Here is a 25,241-nt window from a genome sequence, read left to right on the forward strand (position 1 = left end):
GACCGATGAGGAATGGCGCGGACTGCGCTCGGTCTCGGCCCTTGCTCTGCCGGAGCTCGCGGAGCCGATCGCCGCGAAGCTCGAGAAGTCGACGAAGCGATGATGGGCAGACTGTGCTCCTGGACCGATCACGGCGATGACTGGTCGCTGCGCCTGAGCCTGCCCGCAGGCGCGGACATCGCCGAGGCGAACGCCCCGTCTCTGAGGTCCGATCAGGACCTGTTCGCTGCTCTCAACGGCATCACCGACCGTCGGCGTGTGCCCGAAGGAGTCATGGCGTTCGAGCAGACGGACAGCGGTCCGGCCCACATCGTCGACCTCCGCGTCCCCCGCGGATTCCGGGGCAGTCTCACCTTCATGCCCGTGCCCCGCGGCATCGAGATCGCGGACCGGGACACATGGCTGGCAGCCTACGGGAATGCGTTCCTCCCGGCCGGCACCGGGCTGCGCACGGTTGCAGACCTGTTCGGACGCCCCGTCTTCGAGGTCTCCGCACCCGATGCCAAACCCCTCATCTGGACTGCGGAAGCGGCCCCTGACGCCGAGGCGGCCGACGGAACTTCGGGCGGCGACGGGAGGCCGCCCCACCTCGGCGAACGGATCGAAGTGCTCGACGGCACCGCCAGGCGGGTTCTCACGTACCAGCCGAAGCGGGCATCCGCCTCGGCGCCGGTGCTCGTCGTCTTCGACGGGAAGGCCTTCGTCGACGGCGGTCTGCTCACCACGATCGACGAACTCGTCGGCCCGCCCTCGCTCGTCATCGCGGTCGATCACGCACCGATCGACACCGCAGCGGACAGCGGGGCCGACCGGGGTGAGGCGTTCGCCTTGCGGGCCTCTGACCTGGTGATGAACCCGAGATTCTGCGACGACGTCCTCACCCTCGTCGCTTCGCTGGCGCCGAATGCCCGCGATCGGACGATCGTGGCCGGGGCCTCCTACGGCGGACTGGCCGCGACCTACTTCGCCCTGAGGCATCCGGAGGCGTGCCGCGCGATCAGCCTCTCACCCTCGTTCTGGGCCTCTGATTCGGAAGAGAAGCGAATCTGGGAGCACTTCCGGACAGGAACCAGTCCCGAATTCCTCATCCACCACGGCGCCTTGGAATCGGAGATCGCCCGTTCCGTCACCGAGGCGAGAGCTGAGTTCACCCGTCGCGGGCTCAGCCCACGATGCGACACGTTCTCCGGAGGCCACGAGTACCTGTGGTGGAGAGAGCTCCTCCCCGGCCACCTCGCCGAGCTGCTCGCCGAAACCCGGGATATGAGCACACTGTGAGCCGCGGCCGCGTTCAGTCGGAGTGCCGTTCGAGGAACTCGTAGACCTCGGTGTCGTCGACGCCGGGCACCGCACCGGGCGGGACAGCGGCCAGCAGCGAGGCGTGCATGCGCGCTGACGGAAGCGCCTGATCCTCCCATTTCTCCGCGAGGTCTGCCGGTGCCTGCCGGCAGCAGGAGGGGTCCGGGCATTCGGACTTCGAGCGGATCGATGATTCGCGGCCTTCGAACCACCGGACGTGGGCGAACGGGACGCCGACGCTGATCGCGAAATCACCGCCGGGCAGAACGCGGGCAGTGCACCAATACGAACCGTGCGGAGTGTCGGTGTACTGGTAGTAGGGGCTGAAGCGGTCGGCGACGCGGAAGACCGTGCGTGAGGTGAAGCGTTTGCACGCGAACTGACCCTCGATCGCGCCGAGCGGATCGGTGGGGAAGGGCAGGCCGTCGTTCGAGTACGCCTTGTGGATCGTGCCCGAGTTGTGCACCTTCATGAAGTGGACGGGCAGGCCGAGGTGTTCGGTGGCGAGGTTCGTGAACCGGTGGGCGGCCATCTCGTAGCCGACGCCGAACATATCGCGCAGGTGCTCGACCGAGAGCACCCGCTTCTTCTTCTCCTCTTCGAGGATCGGCACGGCCGCAGACTCGGGCAGGAGGATTGCGGCAGCCAGATAGTTCGCCTCCACCCGCTGCTGGAGGAACTCATGGAAGTCCTTCGGGGAGTCATAGCCGAGCACGTGCGGGGCCAGACTCATGAGCAGGTGGGAACGCGGGTCGAAAGCGGCATCGGAGTTGGGCAGGTAGAGCCGTTTGTTCGCGGTGTCCGAGATCGACCGGGTCGACTCGGGCAGATCCGAGACGTAGTGGAGGCTGAATCCGAGCTTCTCGGCGATGAGCGCCGTCTGCCGCTGCGAGACCGTGCCCGATTCGTAGCCGACGAGGTCGAGCAACTCGGCGGCGGTGGCCTCGAGCTCGGCGAAGTAGTTGTTCTTCTCCTTCATCCGATCGCGCAGCTCACGGTTCGCCCGCCGCGCTTCTTCGGGGGTGGCCGCGCGACGTTCGAGGACCTCGCCGAGCTGACGCTGCAGACCGACGATCGCCTCGAGCGCATCCGCCGGCAGCGATTTGATCCTCACCTGCGGAAGTCCCAGGGAGGAGTACATCGGCGAGGCCTGATTGCGTTCGGCTTCGAGTTCGAGAGCCTGCCGGTCGTCGATCGGGGCGGGATCGATGAGGTCGGCGACATCGGTCTTCAGGGCCTTGGCGATGGCGGCGAGGAGCGTGACAGAAGCTTCTCGCTTACCGTTCTCGATCGTCGAGATCTGCGAGGCTGCACGCCCGACTTCCTGTCCCAGCTCATTCAGTGTCAGCCCGCGTTGTTTTCGAAAAAACCGTATTCTTCTGCCGATGCTCAAGGGATCGGTCTGCTGTTCCTCGTCTTCGACTTCCGCTCTAATGCTGACCAAGGCGGCTCCAATCGTTTCTGTGCGCTGGTTCACATGCGTGAAAATCAGTATGACAGAACGAGGAAATTTCTGAAACCGGAAATTTCGCACTTATTCATCCGAAAATCCCCTACCTGAACCCTTGCGGCCCCCGCAGACTGGATACATCAACAACCCCGAACGAAAGGGAAAGTGAAGGACAATGACTGAGAACACCACGCAGAACAGCTTGCATGATGCTGAGGCGATCCGCCGCGACTGGGCGACCAACGCCCGCTGGTCGGGAATCGCTCGCGACTACGAGCCCGAGGACGTCGTCAAACTGCGCGGGTCTCTGATCGAGGAGCACACGCTGGCCCGTCACGGTGCCGAGCGCCTGTGGAAGCAGATCAGCTCAAGCGACATCAAGTCCGGCGAATACGTCAACGCACTCGGTGCGCTGACAGGCAACCAGGCCGTCGAACAGGTCAAGGCCGGTCTCAACGCCATCTACCTCTCCGGTTGGCAGGTCGCCGCCGACGCGAACGCAGCCGGCCAGACCTACCCGGATCAGTCGATCTACCCGGCCAACTCGGTTCCGCAGGTGGTTCGCCGCATCAACAATGCGCTCATGCGTGCCGACCAGATCGAGACCTCGGAAGGCAACAAGCAGGTCGATGACTGGTTCGCTCCGATCGTCGCCGACGCGGAAGCAGGCTTCGGCGGTTCGATCAACGTCTACGAGCTCATGCGTTCGATGATCAATGCCGGCGCGGCCGGTGTGCACTTCGAGGATCAGCTCGGTTCTGAGAAGAAGTGCGGCCACCTCGGCGGCAAGGTCCTCGTTCCGACCTCGCAGCACATCCGCACGCTGAACGCGGCGCGTCTGGCTGCCGACGTGGAGAACGTGCCCAGCCTCGTCATCGCCCGCACCGACGCCGAGGCGGCCACGCTCATGACCTCGGACATCGACGAGCGCGATCAGCAGTTCGTCACCGGTGAGCGCACCTCCGAGGGCTTCTACAAGATCCGCAACGGCATCGAAGCAGGCATCGCCCGCGGTCTGTCCTACGCTCCCTACGCGGATCTGCTGTGGATGGAGACCTCCACCCCGGACCTCGCCGCCGCGAAGGAATTCGCGGATGCGATCCACGCGGAGTACCCGGACCAGATGCTGGCCTACAACTGCTCGCCGTCGTTCAACTGGAAGAAGCACCTCGACGATGCGACCATCGCGAAGTTCCAGCGCGAGCTCGGAGCCATGGGCTACAAGTTCCAGTTCATCACCCTGGCCGGCTTCCACGCCCTGAACTACTCGATGTTCGATCTGGCCCACGGCTACGCCCGCGAGCAGATGAAGGCCTACGTCGAGCTGCAGGAGCGCGAGTTCGCCGCCGAGGATCGCGGCTACACCGCAACCCGCCACCAGCGCGAGGTCGGCACCGGCTACTTCGACCTGGTCTCGACCGCGCTCAACCCGGAGTCCTCGACGACGGCTCTGGCCGGTTCGACCGAGACCGCTCAGTTCAGCTGAGTCCGACCGGCTCTTCGGAGCCCCGCCCGCCCGGGCTTCGCGGCCCGGGTGCGGCACCGGCCATTGGCCGCTTGGAACCCGGCGCGGATCGGCAATGTTTTCACGGGGTTTGCATTGTCGGTCCGCGCCGTCACACCCACCGATGGCAGCGACCACTTACTACACGGCACGAACCCCCACAGCACCACACAAGCACCGCATCACTTCCACTGCAATGACACCTTCCGGCAGCACTGACACTCCGGCAGCACACTACGACGGGTGAGGAGAAGCCCATGTCTTACATCAAGATCAACGCGCCGCTCGAAACCGGCTTCGGCACCGTCCTCTCGGAGCCCGCTCTGACGTTCATCGCCACACTCCACGACGAGTTCGCCGGCACCATCGCCGATCTGCTGCGGGCACGCCGCAATCGCCAGGCCGAGATGAACGGCGGAACCCTCCCGCGCTTCAAGCCGGAGACCGCCCGCATCCGCGCCGACCGGTCCTGGACCGTCGCCGGCTCGGCAGGAGCTCCCGGACTCGAAGATCGCCGCGTCGAACTCACCGGCCCGGTCACCGAGACCGAAGTCGTGGCCGCGCTGAACTCGCAGGCGAAGGTGTGGCTGGCCGACCTCGAAGACGCCACGAGCCCCACCTGGGCCAACATCATCGGCGGTCAGCTCAATCTCTACCGCGCCATCCGCGCCCAGCTGCCCGGAGTGAAGAACCCGAACCAGCAGCCGACGATCGGGCTGCGTCCCCGCGGCTGGCACCTGCCGGAGAAGCACCTGCTCTACGTCGACGACAGCGGCAGCGAATTCGCCGCCTCCGGTGCACTGGTCGACTTCGGTCTGTACTTCTTCCACAACGCCCGCCACCTCATCGACGCCGGCTCCGGCCCGTACTTCTACCTGCCGAAGCTCGAGTCCTCGCAGGAAGCACGTCTGTGGAACAAGATCTTCGTCCGTGCGCAGAACATGCTCGGCATCGAGCAGGGCACCATCCGCGCCACCGCTCACATCGAAACGATCACCGCGGTGTTCCAGATGGAAGAGATCCTCTTCGAACTGCGCGAGCACTGCGCCGGTCTCGAGGCTGCCGGCTGGGACTACCTGTTCTCCGTGGTGAAGAACCTGCGCAACGCCACCGACTACGTGCTGCCCGACCGGGAGCGCCTGACGATGGACCTGCCGCTGATGAAGGCGTTCACCGATCGTCTGGTGGCGACCTGCCACCGTCGTGGTGCGCACGCCATCGGCACGATGTCGAACCTCATGGCCGACCATCCGGACGAAGCGTTCGTCGCTGCCGAGTTCGAACGCATGCGTGAGGACAAAGCTCGTGAGGCCTGGCAGGGCTTCGACGGCACCTGGGTCGCCGACCCGGCGCTCGTGCCGGCCGCTCTGGCCGTGTTCGACGCGGCTCTGGGCTCGAAGCCGCACCAGCTGGAGAACATGCGTCCCGATGTGCAGGTGACCAGTGAGAACATCCTCGACGTCACCGGTCTCGAGCCGATCGTGACCGAAGAGGGCGTGCGGGTGAACATCCGTGTGGCCATCGGGTACATGAACGAATGGCTCGGCGGCAACGGTCACGTGGCGCTGGAGAACCAGCTCGAGGATGTCTCGACCGCGGAGATCTGCCGCTCGCAGATCTGGCAGTGGATCCACCATGAGGTGACTCTCGACAATGGGCAGAAGCTGACCCGTCACCTGGCTGAGCGCTACCTCGGCGAGGAGCTGGCGGCGATGGATCGTCGTCCCGATGATCACCTCGACGAGGCAGTGGAGATCTTCCGCACGACGGCCCTCGACGAGCCCTTCGCGGAGTTCCTCACGATGCCGGCCTACACCGAGCACCTGGTCGACCGGGTGTCGAAGAAGGCCGCGACCGAGGCCTCCGTAGCCTGACCAATTACTACCCGACGGCGGCCCAGCAACCTTGCGCAAGGTTGCTGGGCCGCCGTCACGTAGTTCTGGGAGGGGCGAGTGGGGGCGTGAGCACTCAAGTGAGGGCGTCAGTGACGATGAATCTGACCTTGCGATGGTCCCGAAGTGAACGAATCATCGGAGAGTCCATATACTGGGGGCCATGACGATTCTCATTGGCTACCTACCTGCTCCCGAGGGTGAGGCTGCTCTGCGTGCGGGTTTCGCGGAAGCCAAGCTGCGGTCGAGCACTGCCGTCGTGATCAACTCGCAGCGACGAGGTGCCAGCGGGACGCCGACGGAGATCGGTGAGGACGAGATCAAACGGATCGTCGACCTCGGCAGGGAATCCGATATCGACGTCGAGGTGCTCCAGCCCGATCACGAGGACGATCTGCCGGGCACGCTCAACGATCTCGCCGTCGAACACGAGGCTCAGCTCATCGTCATCGGGCTGCGCAAGCGCTCGGCCATCGGCAAGTTCATCCTCGGTTCCCAGGCTCAGCGCATCCTCCTCGAAGCCGAGGTCCCGGTCCTCACCGCGAAGGCCTGAGCGCACTTCGCCGAGGCGGCGCCGCCGTAAGCGTCGAATCGACCATCCGCGTCGCCGAGGTGCAGATCCGCTCTCGCCGAGGCGGCGCTTCGCCCGCGCTAACGGCGCGGTTCCAGCCCCCACCCCCAGGCGATCAGCTCGGCCAATGACACGCCTTCGGCGTCGCTGAGATCCGTGATCTGAGTCCGGCACGAATACCCGTCGGCGAGCACGACCTCCAGCCGTGAGTCGTCCGTCCCCGCTTTGCCGCGCTTTCGCAGCGCCGGCAACAGTGCCACCTCGGCGACGGCGACCGAGGTCTCGTAATGCCCTTCCTCGACGCCGAAGTTCCCGGCCAGGCCACAGCAGCCGCCGATGAACTCGGTGCTGGCGCCGGTCCGGGCCAGCAGCTCTCTGTCCGCAGCGGTGCCGAAGATCGCCGACTGATGGCAGTGCGGCTGAACGAGTGCGTCGACCCCGGACAGATCCGGCAGTTCGGCACCGATGCTCAGCAGATACTCGGCAAGGGTCTGCACGCGCGCAGCCACCCGACGCGAGGTGTCATCGGCGAGCAGCTTGGCCGAATCGTCCTTGAGCGTGGCCAGACAGGAAGGTTCGACGCCGACGATCGGGACATCACCGGTGGCGTCGAGGGCAGTGATCGTCTCCGCGAGATTCGCCTTTGCCGCATCGAGCTGCCCGGTCGAGATGAGCGGCAGGCCGCAGCACACGGTCTGATCGATCACCCGCACTGTGACGCCGGCGTGCTCGAGCACGGCCACGGCTGCGGCGAGGATGCGCGGAGCAAAATGGTTCGACCAGGAATCAGCGAACAGGATCACCTCGGCGTTCGGACGCGGCACCAACCGCAACTCGTCCGACTGCGCACCCGATGACTGCGCCCCGGATGACTGCGCACCCGAATTCTGGGCCTTCGCGCTGGGCGCCGCGTCCGCGCCCGAACGCGACTCCGCCTCGGCGCTGGACGTCCACCATCTGCGGAACGTCGTGGCCGCGAACTGCGGAATCGACCGGCGCACATCGATGCCGGAGATCCGCTTCGCCACGGTCGACAGACCCGGCAGCCCCGACACCCGATTGAGCACCGGCGCCACCGGTGTGACCAGGCGCGCAAGCTGCGGAAGGAACCCGAGCGAGTAGTGCTTCATCGGCCGCAGCTTGCCCTTGTAGGACTGGTAGAGGACCTCGGCCTTATACGTGGACATGTCCGTTCCGGTGGGGCACTCGGTCCCGCAGGCCTTGCACGACAGGCACAGGTCAAGAGCTTCGTGCACCTCAGGCGAGTCCCATTTCGGTTCGAGCAGATCGCCCGAGACCATCTCCTGCAGCACCCGAGCGCGTCCCCGGGTCGAATGCCGTTCATCGCGTGTGGCCTGGTAGGACGGGCACATGATGTCGCCGGCGGCCGCCGAATCCGCGCGGCATTTGCCGACGCCGGTGCACCGATGCACCGCCGAGGCGAAGCCCGCGGACTCACCCTCATAGGCCATCGCCAACTGTCCCGGAAGCTCCTGCCGCAACGGCAGCTGCGTCAGTCGGAGCGACTCATTGAGCGCATCCGGGTCGACGATGACACCGGGGTTGAGCAGATGCTGCGGATCGAAGAGCTTCTTGACCTGGGCGAACAGATCGATCGCCGCCGGTGTGTACATGAGGCTCAGCAGCTCCGAACGTGCCCGACCGTCACCGTGCTCACCGGAGACCGAACCGCCGTAGCGGGCGACGAGCTTCGTCGCCGCGACCATGAAGTCGCGCATCACCTGCGGTCCGGTCGGGTCCTCGAGCGGGAAGTCGACCCGCATGTGCAGGCAGCCGTCACCGAAGTGACCATAGGGGATCCCCCAGAGGCCGTGTTCGTCGAGCAGAGCCATGAGATCGTGCAGATAATCGCCGAGGTGGTCGACCGGGACCGCTGAATCCTCCCACCCGGCGTGGGCGTCGCGACCATCGGGGGTGCGCGAGACCAGACCGGCGCCGTCGGCGCGGATCGCCCACACCTCGGCGGCGGCCGCGGCGTCGAGGACGGAGGAGTCCAGGGCCTGCGACTCGGCGATGAGGCGCTGGGTCTCCTGCTCGATTTCGGCTTCGTCCTCACCGGTGAGCTCGACGACGAGCCAGCCCGCGCCCTCGGGCAGCGTGGGGACCGCCTCGGCGCCCTTGGTGTCGATGACTCGGTTGAGCATGCGTGAGTCGAGGCCTTCGCACGCGGCTACGGGGAAGTCCTTGAGCAGCGGCGCATCATGGGCGGCCGCGACCATGTCCTCGTAGCCGAGCACCACTGCTGAGGTGAAGCTCGGGTCTTTGACCAGGCGTATCTTCGCGGCGAGGATGACACCCCAGGTGCCTTCCGTGCCGGCGAAGGCACGGCGGAGGTCGAAGCCGTTCTCCGGGAGGAGCGACTCGAGCCCGTAGCCGGAGACCTGTCTGGAGAAGGTGCCGAAGTTCGTGCGGATGGTGCCGAGGTTCTCGGCGACGAGTTCGTGCAGACGCGGGAAGGTCGCGGAGGCGTCCGCGTCGTCGAGGGTGACGACGGTGCCGTCGATGAGCATGACCTTGAGCGCGAGGATGTTGTCGCCGGTGCGTCCGTAGCCCAGGGCGCGGGGGCCGCAGGCGTTGTTGCCGATCATTCCGCCGATGGTGCAGCGGGTGTGCGTCGACGGATCGGGACCGAAGCGCAGACCGTGCGGTTTGGCCTTCTCCTGCAGGTGGGCGTGGATGCAGCCGGCTTCAACCCAGGCCGACTGTGCGTCGGGGTCGAGGTCGAGGACGGTATTCATATGGAGCGAGAAGTCGAGGACGATGCCGCGGCCGATGGCATTGCCGGCGATCGAGGTGCCGGCTCCGCGGCTGGTGATCGGCACGCCGAGGCGGCGGGCGATCGTGAGGACGCCACGCACCTCCTCTTCGTCGTGGGGAAAGACGATGGCGGCGGGCACAAGCCTGAAGAGCGAGGCATCGGAGGAGTAGGCGGCACGGTCCGTGTCGTCGATGCTGAAGTCGCGGATGCCGACTGCGCGGAACTCGGTCGCGAGGGTGGCGGGAAGCGTTGTCGTGGACTCGTCTTCGTCGACGGTCGCCCGATTCGCTCCGGTGGGATGGGCCATAGTCGTCATGTTCGCATTGTGCCACTTGGGTTGCCGGAACATCGAGACCCTTTCACTCTCGAGATCCTCCGCCCACACCTGCAGGGTCGTCAGGGTCATCGGGCAACACCGGAACCGTTATCGTTTCGTTATCAGACAAGCTCAGAACGACGGCTTTGTGGAGTTTGAGTTCCTATATCCGGGAATTCTTGGTGTATTGACATATTCGTGGTATCTAATGGGACTACACCAATTCGTGGCAAGGGGCCACTACATGAATGCAAGGGAAGAAGCCATGTCTCGTCGAGCTCGTGAATTGACAGTAGATCAGGCCGCATTAGTCGGGGCGGTCAGAAAGGTCGCTCGGCAGCGATCGAAAATCAACACCGACTATGTGATGGCGATTCTTCGGGCGCGCGAAGAGGGCGCGACTTTCGGGGCGATCGCCGAGGCGGCCGGCACCTCCTCGCAGGCGGTGCAGGAGATCGTGCGTCGGCACGGACCGGTCAAGCGCAGCGAACCGAAATCGGAGGTCGCAGACCCCGTCTGAGCCCGGAATCAAGGGGTCGAGGCAAGAAGCATCGACTCCCCGGACCTTCATTCTTCCCGCGCTCGAACAGGGGCGGTGATCCATCGGCGAGATGGGGTCACCGCCCTTGTGTATTGCATGGGCGGTACCTGACCGTTGTATGGCCGATTCTCGGAGCCGTTCGGCGACAGGAATTTTCATTGTGCTGACAATGGGGCAGGTGGTGTGTAATGACGGGAACCGGCAGTTCGGCCCATATGGATAATCATGTTTTGATTCGCTCGATCTGTCGATGCGAAACTGAAGTTCCCCGCGACCGACACCGGCAGCTGCGGGCGGGTTCGTGGGCAGGTCAATTGGTGAGCTCCCACGGCATGATGCGGCTATCAGCGGCTTAGATACAAGAACGACATACTCGCCGCAGTATTGCAGTCTTGTTACAGGCGGACCGGTTGTTCACGCCCCGATAGCGGGCGTTCGGCTGCACCGCGGGTCCGGGGCGTTCGGCGTGCGGCCGACCGGACTCCGGACCCGCAGGCGTGGTGAGAGGCGTCTTGTCTAGAGTGGCGATATGAACTCCGAGCCCGAATCACTGCCCGCTGAGATCGTCGACCTTCCCCTCATTCGCATCGCGTCCGACCTGTCTGTCATGGCCTGGGAGCAGATGCTCGCCTGGAGGTCACTGCTCGGAGCGAGCCTCGATGCGCGGGTCGTCGACACGAAGACCTCGCCGAACGACCTCGTCACCAAGGCCGATGCGCAGATCGAGGCACTCGTCCGCGGGTACCTCTCGCGGGTCAGGCCCCACGATCTCATGGTCGGCGAGGAGGGGGCGGACGCACTCGACCCGGTCGAATTCTTCTCGGCCGATATCCTTCGCCGGCTCCATGCCTACGATGCCGAGGCGCGGCTGCTCGCCGACCTCAGCGACGACGGCCCGGCGCTGGAGTGGCATGTCGACCCCATCGACGGAACCGTGAATTATGTCCGGAACATCGAACACCATGCTTTCTCTGTCGGTGTCTGCGAGAAGCCGGACACCGATCCCGGTCTCGGTCTCGGCGGCTGGCGCATCGGGCTCGTTGCCTCACCGGGGCTGGGTGCCACTTGGCTGGCGGCCGAGGGCCTCGGCGCCTACCGGGTCGAGGGTCGACTGGCCGACTACGGAACGGCCGCCTCGGCGAATATTCCCGCCCGCCGGCTGCGGGGTACGCCGAGCGGGCTGTCCGGACGGCTGCTCGCCACCGGGTTCGCCTACACCGGGAACAATCGCGGCCCACAGCTGGCCAAACTCGAGAACCTTATGAGCGGTTACGACGATCTCCGGCGCTGCGGCGCGGCCTCCATCGACCTGTGCATGGTCGCCGAAGGCCGCGTCAACGGCTACGCCGAACGGGGCCTGGGCATCTACGACTACGCCGGCGGTGCGGTCATCGTCGAAGAGGCAGGACTCAAGGTCAGCCGCGGGGGAGCAGGCGGTCCGACCGCCGCAGCCGACGCCCAGGCCGAGGTCGATCGGCTCGTCGCCGCCATCTGAACCGACCTCGCCCCGCCCGCGCCGGCCGAGCCGCGCTGGGCTCTCTGCGCCGCAAACCGCTCATCAGGTGTGATGCAGATAACGTCATATTTCTTTGACTTTATTTTCAAAGCATAGGCTAAGCTTACTTTCAGTGTGTGCACACGTTTCTCTGATTCGTTCATCCCAGGAAGTAGGACCCCATGGTTTCGACTCGCCTTCAACTGAGCGCCCTGGCAGGCGTTGTCGCTCTTGCTCTGGCCGGCTGCGGCTCCTCTGATTCCGATTCGGCACAGGCCGACGGCGCTGACACCACGATCGAGGTCGAAGACAACAACGGCAAACAGACCGTTGACTCCCCGCCGGAGTCCGTCGTCGCCACCGACAACCGCACGTTCCAAACTCTCAGCGACTGGGGCGTCGAACTCAGCGGCGGAGCCGTGTCCCTCATGAGCGACGACCTCGACTACACGAAGGACGAGTCGATCCTCGACCTCGGCAACCACCGCGAACCCGACCTCGAGAAGGTCGTCGAAGCCAAGCCCGACCTCATCATCAACGGCCAGCGCTTCGCCCAGTTCCACGACGATCTGGCCAAGCTCGCCCCTGAGGCGGTCGTGCTCGAACTCGATCCCCGCGACGACGAGGACTTCGACGACGAGCTGCGCCGTCAGACCACGGTGCTCGGCGAGATCTTCGGCAAGCAGGACGAAGCGAAGAAGCTCGTCGATGATTTCGACGCTTCCATCGACCGCGCCAAGTCCGCCTATGACGGTGATGACAAGGCCATGGGGCTGATCACCTCGGCCGGTGACATCGGCTATGCCGCTCCCTCGGTCGGACGCACCGTCGGGCCCGTGTTCGACATCCTCGACCTCGCCCCGGCCCTCGAGGTCGAGGACGGCACCGAGGACCATCAGGGCGACGATGTCTCCGTCGAAGCGATCGCGAAGTCGAACCCCGACCTCATGATCGTCCTCGACCGTGATGCCTCCTTCGCGCCGGAGAAGCGCGATGAGGGCTCGGCCCCGGCCGCCGAGGTGCTCGAGGACTCCGAGGCGCTCAAGGACGTCCCCGCGATCAAGGACGAGAAGATCGTGTACTTCCCCGAGGACACCTACCTCAACGAGAGCATTCAGACCTACACGGAGTTCTTCAACGACTTCGCTGAGAAGCTCGAAGACCAGAAGTGATGACCATCGCCGAGGCGGCCCGACGTCGGAAGGACTCCCGAGGCAACCGGCCGGATGAGTCTCCACGTGGGGCCGCCTCGGCGAAGGGACCCCTCTTCGGATGGCCGCTGCTGCTGGGCGTCCTCGGGGTCGCCCTCCTGCTCGCGGTCTCGCTGTTCACCGGTGTCTACGACATCTTCGGCGGTGACGGCGGTGCTCAGATGTTCCAGATCACGCGGATTCCGCGCACCATCGCCCTCGTCCTGGCCGGAGCGGCCATGGCGATGTGCGGGCTGGTCATGCAGCTGCTCACCCAGAACCGCTTCGTCGAACCGACGACGACCGGCACCACCGAATGGGCGGGCCTCGGGCTCATGCTCACCGTCATCGTCTACCCCGATGCCTCGATCGTCGCGCGGATGGTCGGAGCGATCATCGCCGCCTTCGTCGGCACCCTCGTGTTCTTCCTCTTCCTCCGGCGAGTGTCACTGAAATCCTCGCTCATCGTGCCCATCGTCGGCATCATGCTCGGCGCCGTCGTCGGTGCCGTGTCGACCTTCGTCGCCGTTCAGACCGATATGCTGCAGAGCCTGGGCATCTGGTTCGCAGGCAGCTTCACCTCGATTCTGCGCGGCCAGTACGAGACCCTGTGGATCGTCGCGGCCGTCGTCGTCGCGATCTTCATCCTCGCCGACCGCTTCACCGTGGCCGGCCTGGGCAAGGAGATCGCCACGAACGTCGGCCTCAACTACAACCAGATCCTGCTGCTGGGAACCGTCTTCGTCGCCGTCGCCACAGGCGTGGTCACCGTCGTCGTCGGCAACCTGCCGTTCCTCGGACTCATCGTGCCCAACATCGTCTCACTCGTCCGCGGCGACGACCTGCGCTCGAATCTGCCGTGGGTGTGCCTGCTGGGCATCGCCATCGTCACTGTCTGCGACCTCATCGGTCGGATCATCGTCATGCCCTTCGAAGTCCCCGTCTCCCTCATCCTCGGCGTCGTCGGCGCTGCCGTGTTCGTCGCCCTGCTGCTGCGTCAGCGGAAGGTCGGGTGAGTGCCGTGCGCGCAAAGGACGAAATCCCCGCAGACCCCATGACGAACACCGACGCCGAGGCGGCCGGCCGGGCCGCTGCGGACGTGCGGGACGGTGAGCCGCCTCGGCGAGGTTCCGCCGCTGCTCAGGGTGCCTCTGCTCAGCGTGCGTCCGGACCGCTGCCGACGGCCAGGTCGGTGCGCCGATATTGGACGATGATCATCGTCCTCGCGCTCGCCTCGGCGGGTATCGCCGGCGGCATCCTGGCGTGGGACAATCCCATGCCCATCAACGACCCCGGCTTCTGGCTGATCGCGAAGCTGCGGCTGACGAACCTCGTCGTCATCGTCATGGTGGCACTGTGCCAGTCCTTCGCGACCGTCGCCTTCCAAACGGTGACGAACAACCGGATCATCACGCCCTCGATCATGGGATTCGAGTCCCTGTACGTGGCGATCCAGACCTCGGCGATGTACTTCTTCGGGGTCACCGCGATCGTCGAACTCAAGGGGCTCGTCCCATTCGTCGTCCAACTGGCGCTCATGGTCGGGCTGTCGCTGGCACTCTACGGGTGGCTGCTGTCCGGTCGGCACTCGTCGGTGGCACTCATGCTGCTCATCGGCGTCGTCATCGGCGGGGGACTGGGCTCGGTCGCGACATTCATGCAGCGGACGCTGACGCCGAGCGAATTCGACATCCTCTCCGCACGGCTCTTCGGATCGATCTCGAACTCGGATTCGAGCTACCTGCCGGTGTCGATCCCACTGTGCGTGCTCGCGTGCCTCGGCCTCTACCTCAGCTCGTCGCGGTTGAACGTGCTCGCGTTGGGTCGGGATATGACGAGCAACCTGGGGCTGAACTTCAAGGGCGAACTGCTCAAAGTGCTCTTCTTCGTGTCCATCCTCATGGCGGTGTCCGTGTCGATGATCGGCCCGATGGTCTTCCTCGGATTCCTCGTCGCGATGCTCGCCTACCAGTTCGCCGACACCTATGACCACAAGCGGCTCTTCCCGATGGCGGCCCTCATCGGGTTCGTCGTCCTGGGTGGAGCGTATTTCGTCATGAAGAACATCTTCTACGCCGAGGGGGTCGTGTCGGTCATCATCGAGATCGTCGGCGGCGGCGCCTTCCTGCTTGTCATCCTGCGAAAGGGGCGCCTGTGATCACGCTGGACTCGGTCCGCAAATCCTACAGCGACGAGGTCTCGATCGGGCCCGTCGACCTGCAGATCCCGGCCGGAGGAGTGACCGCTCTGGTCGGCCCCAACGGCGCCGGAAAGTCGACGCTGCTGACGATGATCGGCCGGTTGCTGGGCTTGGACTCGGGGTCGATTTCGGTGGCCGGTTTCGACGTCAGTTCGACGAAGTCGAAGGACCTGGCGAAGATCGTGTCCATCCTGCGTCAGGAGAACCACTTCATCACCCGTCTGACGATCAGGCAGCTCGTCGGGTTCGGGCGCTTCCCGCATTCGCAGGGGCGTCTGACAACCGCCGATGAGGAGATCATCTCCCAGGCCATCGACTTTCTCGAGCTCGGTGAACTGGAGAACCGGTTCATCGACGAGCTCTCCGGAGGGCAGCGGCAGCGGGCCTATGTGGCGATGGTGTTGGCGCAGGACACCGACTATGTGCTGCTCGACGAACCGCTGAACAACCTCGACATGAAGCGGTCCGTGCAGATGATGCAGCACCTGCGCCGAGCCGCGGCCGAGATGGGCCGGACCATCGTCATCGTCCTCCACGACATCAACTTCGCCGGTCACTACGCCGACCACATCTGCGCGGTGAAGGACGGCGAGGTCGTCGAGTTCGGCACTCCCGAGAAGATGATGACCGCCGAGGTGCTGTCCGGGGTGTTCGACACCCCGGTCGAAGTCATCGACGGTCCGCGCGGGCCGCTGGCCGTTTACTACTGACACGTTCGGCCGGTCTGGCCGGTTAGCTGGCTGGTGGCTGGTGGCTGGTGGCTGGTGGTTGGGTGGGGCGATCCACAGCGGGGCGGAGTGTCACCCGGCGTCGGACGGCGACGGGACGGAACGTCACCCTGCAGCGGGCCGCACCGTCACCCAACGACGGACGGCGACGACGAGCGTGGTGACGAGGCCGATGATGAGGAGCCCGTCGGCGGCGATGTAGAACAGGTGCAGGGCCGATCCGCCGTCGTCGGTGCCGGCGAGCACGGCATTCGTGCGTTCATTGAGCAGGGGGCGGATGACGATGACCTTGATGATGAGGATGCCGATGAGACCGCTGGTCAGGGCTCGATAGACACGGTCGACACCGGTCTTCAGCATCGCCCACAGCAGGATCACCGCGATGACGAGCTCCACCCAGTTCATCGCCCCGAAGACCAGACGCCCGATGCCCAGCCCCAGCGGAATCGTGATCCCCGGGGCGGTGAACTTCAGCGGCGCCTCGATGAGCGAGATACCGATGATGAGCCCGAGCCACACCGCCGGCAGAAGGATGCGTGCTCCCGCCGCGAGCCGGGTGTCCTGAGTGCTGAAGAAGTTGGCCATGCCCAGCATTCTACTCCCGGTAGAAAGGCTGCTCGTGGGGGAGCTGAGGCGGCACTTAGACTGGTGCCCATGCGTCTGTTCTCCAACGCCGTTGTGCGCACCTTTGCGCCCGCCGCTCGCCCCGACAGTGCCGATCCCCACCCGGACGATGCCGCTCGCCCGGACGAATCCACTCACCCCGCGACCGCCGGCCACCCGGATAATGCCGCCCACTCCGACGATACCCGCCCATCCGTCGCACCCGATGCGATCCTCGTCGACGGTGAGACCATCGTCGCCGTCGGCACCCGGGCCGAACTCCTCGACATCGCCGCCGCGGAATCGTCGACGACGGCGGCGCTCGCCTCGGCGGGCGGGGTCGGAGCGACCACGGTCATCCCCGGCCTCGAAATCGACGAGATCGACTGCGGCGGGCAGGTCATCCTCCCGGGATTCGTCGACGGGCACATGCACTCGATCATGTACGCCGATTCTCTGACCGACCTCGATCTGTCCCAGACGAAATCCCTCGCCGAGGCGGTCACCGCCATCCGCGAACGAGCAGATTCCCTCCCCGTGGGCACTTGGGTTGTCGGCTCCGGCTGGGACCTCAACAAATGGGACGACCCGTCCTGCCCGGACCGGACGCTGCTCGACGCCGAGGTGCCCGACCATCCCGTGGCGATGTGGTCCCTCGACCTGCACACCCTGTGGGCCAACGCCCACGCCCTCGAGATCGCCGGCATCGACGCGTCGACCGAAGATCCCTCAGGCGGCAGCTTCGTCCGCGACGATGACGGGCAGCTCACCGGCCTCGTGCGCGAAGACGCCACCGACCTCGTCGCCCGCTTCATCCCCGAACTCAGCCGTGAGGAGCAGGTCGAACGCCTCGCCGTCACGCAGAAGCTGTTCCTGTCCCAGGGACTGACCGGCATCCACGACTTCGACGGCATCGCCTCGACGCTGGGATGGAACGACCTGCGCGAAGCCGACCGGCAGGACATGCGGGTCACGCTCTTCCTGCGCGGACCCGAAGTGCCGTGGGCGATCGAAACCGGCTGGCACACCGGCGACGGAGACGACTGGCTGCAGAGAGGCGGGCTCAAACTCTTCTCCGACGGCGCGCTCGGCTCCCACACCTCGCACATGTCCTCACCGTTTCCCGAAACCGACGGTGAGGCGGAGAACTTCGGCATCGCACAGATGACCGAGGACGAACTCTTCGACCAGGCCCGCATCGCCACCGAGGCGGGCATCTCCGTGGCCATCCACGCCATCGGCGACCAAGCCAACCACCACGTGCTCGAAGTCTTCGAACGTCTGCGCGAGATCACCGCGGCCGCCGAGGAACGCTTCGACCGGCCGTTCCGCCACCGTGTCGAACACGCCCAGTTCATCCAGCCGGGCGACGTCGCCCGCTTCGCCGAACTCGGAGTGCTCGCGTCCATGCAGCCCCGGCACTGCATCTCCGACCTGCACCTGCTCCACCTCATCGACGAATCCGCGCAGCTGGCCGCTTATGCTTGGCCGGATCTGCTCGCTGCGGGTGCCCAAGTGATCTTCGGCTCCGATGGGCCCGTTGAACCTGCCAACCCGTTCGCCGCGATCTACGCGGCGATGACCAGGGCGAACATCTCAGGGGACGCATCGACGAGCTTTCAGCCCGCGCGTCGGCTCAGCGCCGCCGAGGCCATCCGTCTGCACACGCAGGGGCCGGCTTTCGCCGCCGGTTTGGAATCGCGGCGCGGCTATCTGGCACCGGGCATGGACGCGGACTTCATCGTCGTCGACACGGATCCGTGCGCGGCCGACGGGCTCAACGCCGACTCCTGCCGGGCCGACGGGTTCAACGCCGACTCCTGTGCGGCCGAAGGGGTGAGCGCCGAGGCGGCTGTGCAGGGAACATCGACACGACCGGATCGGGCGGAGGTCGACGGAACCGACGGGCTCCTCGGCTACGATTCCGAAGAAGCGCTGTTCGCCCACGCCGAGGCGATCCGCGACACCCGTGTCGCGCTCACCGTCGTCGGCGGCGAGATCAAATACGAAGCCTGACCGCTGGCCCGGCCGCCCACGCCGAAACCGGCCCCGCCCGGCCGGGCCACTGATTCGGCCAGGCCGAAACCGGCCCCGGCCGCTGACCGTGAAGGATCCCCGCTCATGCCTCGTTCGTTTCTGGCTCAGGCTCGCAAGGTCGATGAGGCCACCCCGGATACCCGCAGCCGCGAAGTCGACTTCCTCCGCGCGGCCGCGATCACCGTCGTCGTCCTCGGGCATTGGACGATCATCGCCGTCAGCGTCGGCGGCGGCATCAACCCGCATGGTCTGCTCGATCAAGCCCGTTGGACGCACCCGCTGACCTGGGTGTTCCAGGTGATGCCGATCTTCTTCCTCGTCGGCGGCTACTCCAACGCTCTGTCGTGGCGCTCGGCGAGGCGGCGGAACATCGGGTATGCCGAGTGGCTGCGAGCTCGCCTGCGCCGCCTCGGCCTGCCGCTCATCCCGCTGCTGCTCGTGTGGTTGGTCACCTGCGTCATCGCCGTGGCCGCAGGGGCCGAGCCCGCGGCCGTGCAGCTGGCCTCCCAGATGGCGTTGGTGCCGACCTGGTTCCTCGCCGCGTACCTGCTCGTCGTCATCGTCGCCCCACCCTGCCTGATCCTGTGGGAGAAATGGGGATGGTGGTCGATCATCGTCGGCATCGGCCTCGCCGGAGTCATCGATGTCATCAGCATCGCCACCGAGAGCACACTCGCCGGCTACCCGAACTACCTGCTCGTGTGGGCGAGTTTCCACCAGTTCGGCTACGCCTGGCTCGATGACCGCCTGACCAGCCTCAAACGCTGCGCGGCGCTCTTCGCCATCGGCGCGATCGGCCTCGGGCTCCTCGTCGGATTCGGCCCCTACCCGGTGTCGATGATCACGGCAGGCACCGATGCCATCTCGAATTCCTCGCCGACCCGCGTGACCATGGCCTTCCTCGGCATGGCCCAGGCCGGCATCGTCCTCATGCTGAGGCGCCCACTGGCGGCACTGCTGCGCAGCCCCGGTCTGTGGTTCGTCACCGTTATGGTCAATCAGCGCATCATGACCTGGTTCCTCTGGCACCTGACCGCGCTCACGGCACTGGCCAATGTGCTCATCGGCCTCGACGCCGACGCTGTGCTGCCCGAACCGCTGACCGGGATCTGGTGGCTGACCCGGCCGCTGTGGGCCATCGCGCTGCTGGCGATCACCGGAGTGCTCGTGGCGATCTTCGGTCGCTTCGAATCACCGCAGCCCGACGACCGTCCCGCACCCCCGACATGGATGCCGATCGCCGCTTCGGCCGCGATCTGCGCGGGCCTGGCGATCATGGCCGATACCGGGATGGTCGACGGGCACGGTGTGACCTGGATCTGGCCGCTGCTGCCGATCGTCGGCATGCTCGCCTTCGGCGTCGTCCGCCTGCCCGGCCGGCGGACCGCCGAGGACTGAGCACAACGAGACTGATTTCGCCGAGGCGGGACCGAACGTCGCCCCGCCTCGGCGAATCTCAGATGTGGCGGCCGCCGGAGATCTCGGTGACCGTGCCCGTGAGGTAGCTGGACAGGCCCGAGGCCAGGAACAGCACCACCGAGGCGACCTCCTCGGGTTCACCGGCACGCCCCAGCGGAATGTCGGCGAGCTTCGAATCGATGGCGTGCTGGGGCATGGCCGCGGTCATCGCGGTGTTGATGAAGCCGGGCTGGATCGCGTTGATGCGGATGTTCTTGAACGCGACCTCCTTCGACACGGCCTTCGTCATGCCGACGATTCCGGCCTTCGCCGCCGAATAGTTCGACTGTCCGGGGTTGCCGACCTTGCCGCTGATCGAGGACACGTTGATGATCGACCCGCCTCGGTCCTGTTCGCGCATGAGCGCCGTGGCGACTTTGAGGCCGTTCCAGGTGCCGCGCAAGTGGACGGAGATGACGTCGTCGAACTGTGCCTCGGTCATCTTCCGGATCGTCGAGTCGCGGGTGATGCCGGCGTTGTTGACCCAGATGTCGACGCCGCCGAAGATGCTGGTGGCCGCCTCGGCGAGTTTCTCGACGGCATCGAGGTCGGACACATTGCACACGACCCCGGCCGCGGAGCCCTCACCGCCGAGTTCGGTCACGGCCGCCTGCAGGTTCTCTTCATTCATATCGCCGAGGACGACCTTCGCGCCCGAGTCGACGAGGCTGCGGGCCATCGCCAGGCCGAGCCCCTGCCCGCCGCCGGTGACGACGGCGACCTTCCCGGTCAGCAGGCCGGGAACGGCGGTGACCCCGCCGGTTTCGGTGACGGTGATGCCGGTGCTCGCTGCGGTGGTGGATTCGGTCATGGTGATTCCTTTCGTCAGAGACGGGCTCGATCAGAGGTTGAACTGGGGCTTGTGCGCGCCGCTCAGCAGCTGCCGGGCGACGACGACGCGCTGGACTTCGGAGGTGCCTTCGTAGATGCGGAACAGCCGGGCGTGGCGGTAGAAGCGTTCGACCGCGGACTCGCGCATGTAGCCCATTCCGCCCTGGATCTGCACGCCCGTGTCGGCGATGCGGGCGAGTGCTTCGGAAGCGAAGAGCTTCGCCGAGGAGGGGCCGAGCTTGCGATCGGTGCCTTCGTCCCAGCGCTGTGCGGCCGAGAGCACGAGTGACTTCGCTGCGGCGGTGTCGGTGTAGATATCGGCGAGCATCGCCTGGACGAGCTGGAAGCGAGCGATGGGCTCCCCGCCCTGTTTCGCCTCGGCGGCGAAGCGGACGGATTCGTCGAGGATGCGGATGGACTGGCCCACGCAGATCGCGGCGATGTGCAGCCGGCCCTTGTTCAGTGAGGCCATGGCCGCGTAGAAGCCCTTCTCCTCTTCCCCGCCGATGAGGTTGGCAGCGGGCACGCGGACATCGTCGAAGAAGATCTCCGAGGTCCAGGCGCCTGCCTGACCCATCTTGTGGTCGTGCGGGCCGACGGTCACGCCCTCTGCCGTGGTGGGAACGAGGAAGACGGAGATGCCCTTCGACCCGGTGGCGTTCGGGTCGGTGCGGGCGAAGACCATGAGCACGTCGGAGGCCTCGGCGTTGGTGATGAAGCGCTTGGAGCCGTTGATGATGTAGTCGTCGCCGTCGCGCACGGCCTTCGTCCGCAGGCCCGAAGGATCGGAACCGGCCTCGGATTCGGTCAGCGCGAAGGACGCGACGACCTCGCCGGAGGCCAGGCGGGGCAGCCATGCGGACTTCTGTGCGTCGGTGCCGTAGTTGACGAGCACCTGCCCGGCGATGCCGTTGTTCGTGCCGAACAGCGACCGGAACGACGGCGTCGTGTAGCCGAGTTCCATGGCCAGGAGGGCATCCTGTTCGGCGTTGAGTCCGAGGCCTCCGTACTCCTCGGGCAGAGCCCAGCCGAAGAGGCCCATCTCGGCGGATTCTCTGATGATCGCCTCGGGGAACGCGTCCTCGTCCTCGACCTGCGTCTCGAGCGGGACGACCTTCTCGCGGACGAATTCGCGGACTGCGGCGAGGATGTCATCGAGTTCTGTGGTGTCCATGAGTGTGTCTCCTTCGAACGGTGGTCGCTGCGGTGCGGGTGTGTGGAGCTGCTGGTGTGCCGGGCGGGGTGCCGTCTAGAGGGTGTCGAGCCAGTAGCGGATGCGGTCGGAATCGGCACCGAGTTCGGGTGGGGCGAGATCGTAGGAGACCTCGGACTTCGACAGGGTGATCGGATTGCGCACCGTCGGGATGATGCGCTCGCCGCTGCCGGTCTCCACGACAGGTTCGAGACCGAGACTCTTCGCATGTTCGACGCCTTCGGCGATCGTATTGATCGGGGCGCAGGGCAGGCCCGCGGCCGAGAGCTTGTCGAACCATTCCTGTGCGGTGTGGGCTTGGAGGGCCTCGAGCAGTTCGGGTTCGAGGGCATCCCGGTTCGCGTTGCGGTTCTTTGCGGTGGCGAACCGCGCATCGTCGCACCAATCGGGTCGTCCGACCACCTCGGCGAGGATGGCGAACTGGCCGTCATTGGCCGCGGCGATGATGAGCTCACCGGACTTCGCGGCCATCGGCTGATACGGGTACAGGCTCGGGTGGGCGTTGCCCATCCGGGTCGGAGTGACACCCGCGGCGGCATAGGCGCCGGACTGGTTGACCAGGCCGGACATGGCCGAGGACATGAGGTTGGTCTCGACGAGCTGGCCCTCGCCGGTCAGCGTCTTGTGTGCGACGGCCGCGAGGACGCCGATCGTGGTGTGCAGCCCGGTGATGACGTCGAAGACAGCGACTCCGGCGCGGTAGGGCGATCCTTCGGGGTTGCCGGTCACCGACATGAAACCCGACAGTGCCTGCATGAGCAGATCGTAGCCGGGAAGCGGATTCTGCGGGCCGAACCCCGTGACCGAGGCGAAGATGACGTCCGGATTGGACTCCGTGACGCTGTCGTAGTCGAGTGCGAACTTCTTCAGACCGCCCGGTTTGAAATTCTCGACGATGATGTCGGCACGGGCCGCCAGCTTCTGAGCGACCTGGAGATCTTCGGCGTCGGCGAAGTCGAGGACGATGTCGTACTTATTGCGGTTGACCGACAGGTAATAGGTGGCATCGTCGTCGCGCACCGGCGGCGCCCAATGTCGGGTGTCATCGCCCTTGGGCCCTTCCACCTTGATGACTGTCGCCCCGAGGTCGGCGAGCATCATCGTCGAGTAGGGGCCGGCGAGGACGCGGGAGAAATCGACGACGAGTTGCCCCGACAGCGGCCCGGACCCGGCGCGGGGGAGGAACTCCTCGAGGCGGTCGTGGGCAGAGCCGTGGGCAGGGGAGCGGCGGTGATCGTCTGCGGTGGTGGTCGACTGCTCCATCGGCGAATGTCTTCCCGTCTGTCGTGGTCTGGCGGAACCGGCCGCGACCGGCGTTCGGGCGGTGCCGGGTTGCAGCCGGCCGCGTTCGGTGTCCGGGCGACCCCGGGCGGTGCCGGGGCCGCACTGATATGTGGCACTGCGACGTCTGTGGCGTGTGTTCGGCCTCATCATATAACGAAAACAGCAATAATGTACATGCATTACTGCTGATTAGAGTATTGACGGTGTGCTGGTCAGGAGTCGCTCGGGAGTCTGAGTGGGCTCCGGCAAGAGTCCGTCTGGTCAGGGGATCCGGCAGACCTGGGAGCCCGGCAGCCCAGGGAGCCCGGCGGGGCCCCGGCAAGCCCAGGGAATGGACCGATTCCGACCGCCTCGGGCGCGGTCGACCGCGAATCAGGGCGGCCAGCTCCAGGGAGAATTCGCAGGTGATTCGTATGATGAATGTGTGGACGAACAACCGAGCCTGACCGAACAGCGAGTTCTGCTGGTGCCTGGGACGCTGATGTCGGCGAAGTCATACGACGCGGTGAGGGCCCATGCCGATCTTCGCGCCGACGGGCTCGACGCCGACGGCGTCGAGTGGATGCTCGACGTTCCCCACTGCGACATCCCTCGTGCAGCAGACTGTGTGGCAGAGAGGATCCGGAGCGGCACAGGGCCGGCGATCCTCGTCGGCCATTCGACCGGCGGCACCATCGCCGCGGTCACGGCACTCAACCACCCTGAGCTGGTCTCCGGGCTGGTCCTCATCAACTCGGGTCCGAATATGATCGGTCACGGCGCTGTGGACCAGATCCTTCAGACACTGCGCGAGAGCCCGACCGACGAGGTGTGGGAGCGCTTCGCGCTCAAGAACGTGGCGCCGGGAGCGCCTCGGCGCTGGATCGACGACATGATCGAGTTCAGCAGGCGCGCCGGAGCCGCCACGGCGGCCTCGATCCTGCGCAGTCAGGCGCAATTGGACCTGCTCGCCAGTGGTCAGTCGAGCGATCTGGTGGTCGAGGTGCTGCACGGCAGGCTCGATGAGAAGCGGACTCCGGCCGACGCCGAGGAGTGGGAGCACGTCTTCCCGAAGGCTGCGGTCACAGTGATCGACGACTGCGGGCATTCTCCGCACTTGGAGGCGCCGAGCCAGGTGGTCGCGGCCGTTCGCCGTGTCGTCGGGACTCTGCAGCGGACCGGCGTCTGAGCCGCGGGCGCCGGTGTGGGGTTCAGCTGCGTCTGTGACGATCCAGGGTCGAGGAGAGCAGCTGCTTCATCCCCTCGGCGTACCGTGCGGCCATCATCCGCTGCGCCGCGACCGAAAGCGGGGAGAAAGCTCGGAGCAGCGGATGCCCGGGAGCGGAATCCGAGGTGATGGTCACGCCGAGGCGGCCTTCCTGCCCGATGGCGACGAGGAAGGCTTGCTCGCCCGATTCCAGATGTCCGGGCAGAGTTCGGTAGACGAAGCCGGCCCGAGTCCCCTCGTCGACGACCTCGACGACGATGCACGACCCCACCGGGAGCACGCGATCACGCCCCCGCCACCGCAGTGGCGCCGAAGGCCATATCGGGTTGAGCCACAGCTCGACGATCTGTCCGGGATGGACGCGACGCGAAGGGCGAGCGATGACGCCCGCGGATTCCTGGAGAGTCCAGGTGAGGATCGCCTCGCGTGCCAGGGGGGAACAAGTCGGCGTCGCCGAGGCCGAGGTGATGCTCAAGATGGTTCACTCCACCATTGTCCCCGCAGTCGGCGCCGGGCGCGTCCGAGCATGCGCCAGGTTCTCCTTGTCTTCGGTCGCAGACCTGCATACGATGAGACCAGGTCACTGAACGAACGCTCGCTTCACTGCGAGGGCCGCTCGTCGTCTACAGGAACATTGGAGTTC

20 protein-coding genes are annotated in these 25,241 nt (G+C 65.9%); 13 read left to right on the plus strand and 7 right to left on the minus strand.

Annotation, left to right across the window (positions count from 1 at the left end):
• Nucleotides 1-12: 12 nt before the first annotated feature.
• On the plus strand, nucleotides 13-1,278 hold the full coding sequence (locus EB836_RS11965; protein ID WP_135540680.1) for an alpha/beta hydrolase-fold protein: 1,266 nt from the start codon (nucleotides 13-15) through the stop codon (nucleotides 1,276-1,278).
• Between the two features lie 13 nt (nucleotides 1,279-1,291).
• Here EB836_RS11965 and EB836_RS11970 read toward each other — a convergent pair whose 3' ends face one another.
• The gene (locus EB836_RS11970; RefSeq protein WP_135540682.1) at nucleotides 1,292-2,743 is read right to left on the minus strand and encodes an XRE family transcriptional regulator; all 1,452 of its coding nucleotides are present in this window, start codon (nucleotides 2,741-2,743) and stop codon (nucleotides 1,292-1,294) included.
• Nucleotides 2,744-2,924: 181 nt separating this feature from the next.
• Between EB836_RS11970 and aceA the strand changes: the two genes are divergently transcribed.
• From aceA to EB836_RS11985, 3 genes are all read left to right on the plus strand, one after another.
• Entirely contained in the window at nucleotides 2,925-4,235 is a 1,311-nt protein-coding gene (aceA, locus tag EB836_RS11975) for an isocitrate lyase (protein ID WP_135540684.1), read from the plus strand.
• Between the two features lie 275 nt (nucleotides 4,236-4,510).
• The gene (aceB, locus tag EB836_RS11980) at nucleotides 4,511-6,127 is read left to right on the plus strand and encodes a malate synthase A (protein WP_135540686.1); all 1,617 of its coding nucleotides are present in this window, start codon (nucleotides 4,511-4,513) and stop codon (nucleotides 6,125-6,127) included.
• Nucleotides 6,128-6,308: 181 nt separating this feature from the next.
• Nucleotides 6,309-6,698 (plus strand): universal stress protein, encoded by a 390-nt coding sequence (locus EB836_RS11985; protein ID WP_135540688.1) that lies wholly within the window; start codon nucleotides 6,309-6,311, stop codon nucleotides 6,696-6,698.
• Nucleotides 6,699-6,796: 98 nt separating this feature from the next.
• Here EB836_RS11985 and EB836_RS11990 read toward each other — a convergent pair whose 3' ends face one another.
• Nucleotides 6,797-9,811 (minus strand): FAD-binding and (Fe-S)-binding domain-containing protein, encoded by a 3,015-nt coding sequence (locus EB836_RS11990; RefSeq protein WP_240689927.1) that lies wholly within the window; start codon nucleotides 9,809-9,811, stop codon nucleotides 6,797-6,799.
• Nucleotides 9,812-10,178: 367 nt separating this feature from the next.
• Here EB836_RS11990 and EB836_RS18195 point away from each other — a divergent pair, with 367 nt between their 5' ends.
• The 6 genes from EB836_RS18195 (at nucleotide 10,179) to EB836_RS12015 (ending at nucleotide 15,947) form a co-directional block, all read left to right on the plus strand.
• Complete coding sequence (locus EB836_RS18195) at nucleotides 10,179-10,331, plus strand: hypothetical protein (protein ID WP_167854445.1); 153 nt, start codon at nucleotides 10,179-10,181, stop codon at nucleotides 10,329-10,331.
• A gap of 550 nt (nucleotides 10,332-10,881) precedes the next feature.
• Complete coding sequence (locus EB836_RS11995) at nucleotides 10,882-11,847, plus strand: inositol monophosphatase family protein (RefSeq protein WP_135540690.1); 966 nt, start codon at nucleotides 10,882-10,884, stop codon at nucleotides 11,845-11,847.
• Between the two features lie 182 nt (nucleotides 11,848-12,029).
• The gene (locus EB836_RS12000) at nucleotides 12,030-13,019 is read left to right on the plus strand and encodes an ABC transporter substrate-binding protein (RefSeq protein ID WP_135540692.1); all 990 of its coding nucleotides are present in this window, start codon (nucleotides 12,030-12,032) and stop codon (nucleotides 13,017-13,019) included.
• Nucleotides 13,019-14,053: an iron chelate uptake ABC transporter family permease subunit gene (locus EB836_RS12005; protein ID WP_135540789.1), complete on the plus strand. Its 1,035-nt coding sequence runs from the start codon at nucleotides 13,019-13,021 to the stop codon at nucleotides 14,051-14,053. Before EB836_RS12000 ends, EB836_RS12005 begins: the two co-directional genes overlap by 1 nt.
• A gap of 38 nt (nucleotides 14,054-14,091) precedes the next feature.
• A complete protein-coding gene (locus EB836_RS12010; protein WP_135540790.1) occupies nucleotides 14,092-15,195 on the plus strand; it encodes an iron chelate uptake ABC transporter family permease subunit in 1,104 nt (367 codons plus the stop codon).
• Nucleotides 15,192-15,947 carry an ATP-binding cassette domain-containing protein gene (locus tag EB836_RS12015; RefSeq protein WP_135540694.1) on the plus strand — a complete coding sequence of 252 codons (756 nt, stop codon included), beginning with the start codon at nucleotides 15,192-15,194 and terminating at the stop codon, nucleotides 15,945-15,947. The genes EB836_RS12010 and EB836_RS12015 overlap by 4 nt, the downstream gene beginning before the upstream one ends.
• Before the next feature lie 123 nt (nucleotides 15,948-16,070).
• Here the strand turns inward: EB836_RS12015 and EB836_RS12020 are convergent, their stop codons facing one another.
• A complete protein-coding gene (locus tag EB836_RS12020; protein WP_135540696.1) occupies nucleotides 16,071-16,550 on the minus strand; it encodes a hypothetical protein in 480 nt (159 codons plus the stop codon).
• A 69-nt stretch (nucleotides 16,551-16,619) separates the two neighbouring features.
• Here EB836_RS12020 and EB836_RS12025 point away from each other — a divergent pair, with 69 nt between their 5' ends.
• Together EB836_RS12025 and EB836_RS12030 are read left to right on the plus strand one after the other, a co-directional pair.
• A complete protein-coding gene (locus EB836_RS12025) occupies nucleotides 16,620-18,584 on the plus strand; it encodes an amidohydrolase (protein WP_135540698.1) in 1,965 nt (654 codons plus the stop codon).
• Nucleotides 18,585-18,689: 105 nt separating this feature from the next.
• Nucleotides 18,690-20,003 (plus strand): acyltransferase family protein, encoded by a 1,314-nt coding sequence (locus tag EB836_RS12030; protein ID WP_135540700.1) that lies wholly within the window; start codon nucleotides 18,690-18,692, stop codon nucleotides 20,001-20,003.
• A 58-nt stretch (nucleotides 20,004-20,061) separates the two neighbouring features.
• Here the strand turns inward: EB836_RS12030 and fabG are convergent, their stop codons facing one another.
• The 3 genes from fabG to EB836_RS12045 form a co-directional block, all read right to left on the minus strand.
• Nucleotides 20,062-20,874, minus strand: coding sequence for a 3-oxoacyl-ACP reductase FabG (fabG, locus tag EB836_RS12035; protein WP_135540702.1), 813 nt, complete (start codon nucleotides 20,872-20,874; stop codon nucleotides 20,062-20,064).
• 30 nt (nucleotides 20,875-20,904) lie between these two features.
• On the minus strand, nucleotides 20,905-22,068 hold the full coding sequence (locus tag EB836_RS12040; RefSeq protein WP_135540704.1) for an acyl-CoA dehydrogenase family protein: 1,164 nt from the start codon (nucleotides 22,066-22,068) through the stop codon (nucleotides 20,905-20,907).
• Between the two features lie 75 nt (nucleotides 22,069-22,143).
• On the minus strand, nucleotides 22,144-23,370 hold the full coding sequence (locus EB836_RS12045; protein WP_135540706.1) for a CoA transferase: 1,227 nt from the start codon (nucleotides 23,368-23,370) through the stop codon (nucleotides 22,144-22,146).
• Nucleotides 23,371-23,815: 445 nt separating this feature from the next.
• Here EB836_RS12045 and EB836_RS12050 point away from each other — a divergent pair, with 445 nt between their 5' ends.
• Nucleotides 23,816-24,559: an alpha/beta hydrolase gene (locus EB836_RS12050; protein ID WP_167854446.1), complete on the plus strand. Its 744-nt coding sequence runs from the start codon at nucleotides 23,816-23,818 to the stop codon at nucleotides 24,557-24,559.
• Between the two features lie 22 nt (nucleotides 24,560-24,581).
• Here EB836_RS12050 and EB836_RS12055 read toward each other — a convergent pair whose 3' ends face one another.
• Nucleotides 24,582-25,073 carry a DUF1990 family protein gene (locus EB836_RS12055; RefSeq protein ID WP_167854447.1) on the minus strand — a complete coding sequence of 164 codons (492 nt, stop codon included), beginning with the start codon at nucleotides 25,071-25,073 and terminating at the stop codon, nucleotides 24,582-24,584.
• Between the last annotated feature and the right edge of the window lie 168 nt (nucleotides 25,074-25,241).

This window comes from Brevibacterium sp. S111, from assembly GCF_004745075.1.
In the GTDB taxonomy this organism is placed as follows: domain Bacteria; phylum Actinomycetota; class Actinomycetes; order Actinomycetales; family Brevibacteriaceae; genus Brevibacterium.

Bases quoted from the DNA above. Each gene is read 5' to 3' on its own strand.
- aceA (WP_135540684.1), top strand. From the start codon at position 2,925: ATGACTGAGAACACCACGCAGAACAGCTTGCATGATGCTGAGGCGATC.
- EB836_RS11990 (WP_240689927.1), bottom strand. From the start codon at position 9,811: ATGACGACTATGGCCCATCCCACCGGAGCGAATCGGGCGACCGTCGAC.
- EB836_RS11985 (WP_135540688.1), top strand. From the start codon at position 6,309: ATGACGATTCTCATTGGCTACCTACCTGCTCCCGAGGGTGAGGCTGCT.
- EB836_RS12005 (WP_135540789.1), top strand. From the start codon at position 13,019: ATGACCATCGCCGAGGCGGCCCGACGTCGGAAGGACTCCCGAGGCAAC.
- EB836_RS11995 (WP_135540690.1), top strand. From the start codon at position 10,882: ATGAACTCCGAGCCCGAATCACTGCCCGCTGAGATCGTCGACCTTCCC.
- aceB (WP_135540686.1), top strand. From the start codon at position 4,511: ATGTCTTACATCAAGATCAACGCGCCGCTCGAAACCGGCTTCGGCACC.
- EB836_RS12045 (WP_135540706.1), bottom strand. From the start codon at position 23,370: ATGGAGCAGTCGACCACCACCGCAGACGATCACCGCCGCTCCCCTGCC.
- EB836_RS12030 (WP_135540700.1), top strand. From the start codon at position 18,690: ATGCCTCGTTCGTTTCTGGCTCAGGCTCGCAAGGTCGATGAGGCCACC.
- EB836_RS12025 (WP_135540698.1), top strand. From the start codon at position 16,620: ATGCGTCTGTTCTCCAACGCCGTTGTGCGCACCTTTGCGCCCGCCGCT.
- EB836_RS12020 (WP_135540696.1), bottom strand. From the start codon at position 16,550: ATGGCCAACTTCTTCAGCACTCAGGACACCCGGCTCGCGGCGGGAGCA.
- fabG (WP_135540702.1), bottom strand. From the start codon at position 20,874: ATGACCGAATCCACCACCGCAGCGAGCACCGGCATCACCGTCACCGAA.
- EB836_RS12000 (WP_135540692.1), top strand. From the start codon at position 12,030: ATGGTTTCGACTCGCCTTCAACTGAGCGCCCTGGCAGGCGTTGTCGCT.
- EB836_RS11965 (WP_135540680.1), top strand. From the start codon at position 13: ATGGCGCGGACTGCGCTCGGTCTCGGCCCTTGCTCTGCCGGAGCTCGC.
- EB836_RS12010 (WP_135540790.1), top strand. From the start codon at position 14,092: ATGACGAACACCGACGCCGAGGCGGCCGGCCGGGCCGCTGCGGACGTG.
- EB836_RS12040 (WP_135540704.1), bottom strand. From the start codon at position 22,068: ATGGACACCACAGAACTCGATGACATCCTCGCCGCAGTCCGCGAATTC.
- EB836_RS18195 (WP_167854445.1), top strand. From the start codon at position 10,179: ATGGCGATTCTTCGGGCGCGCGAAGAGGGCGCGACTTTCGGGGCGATC.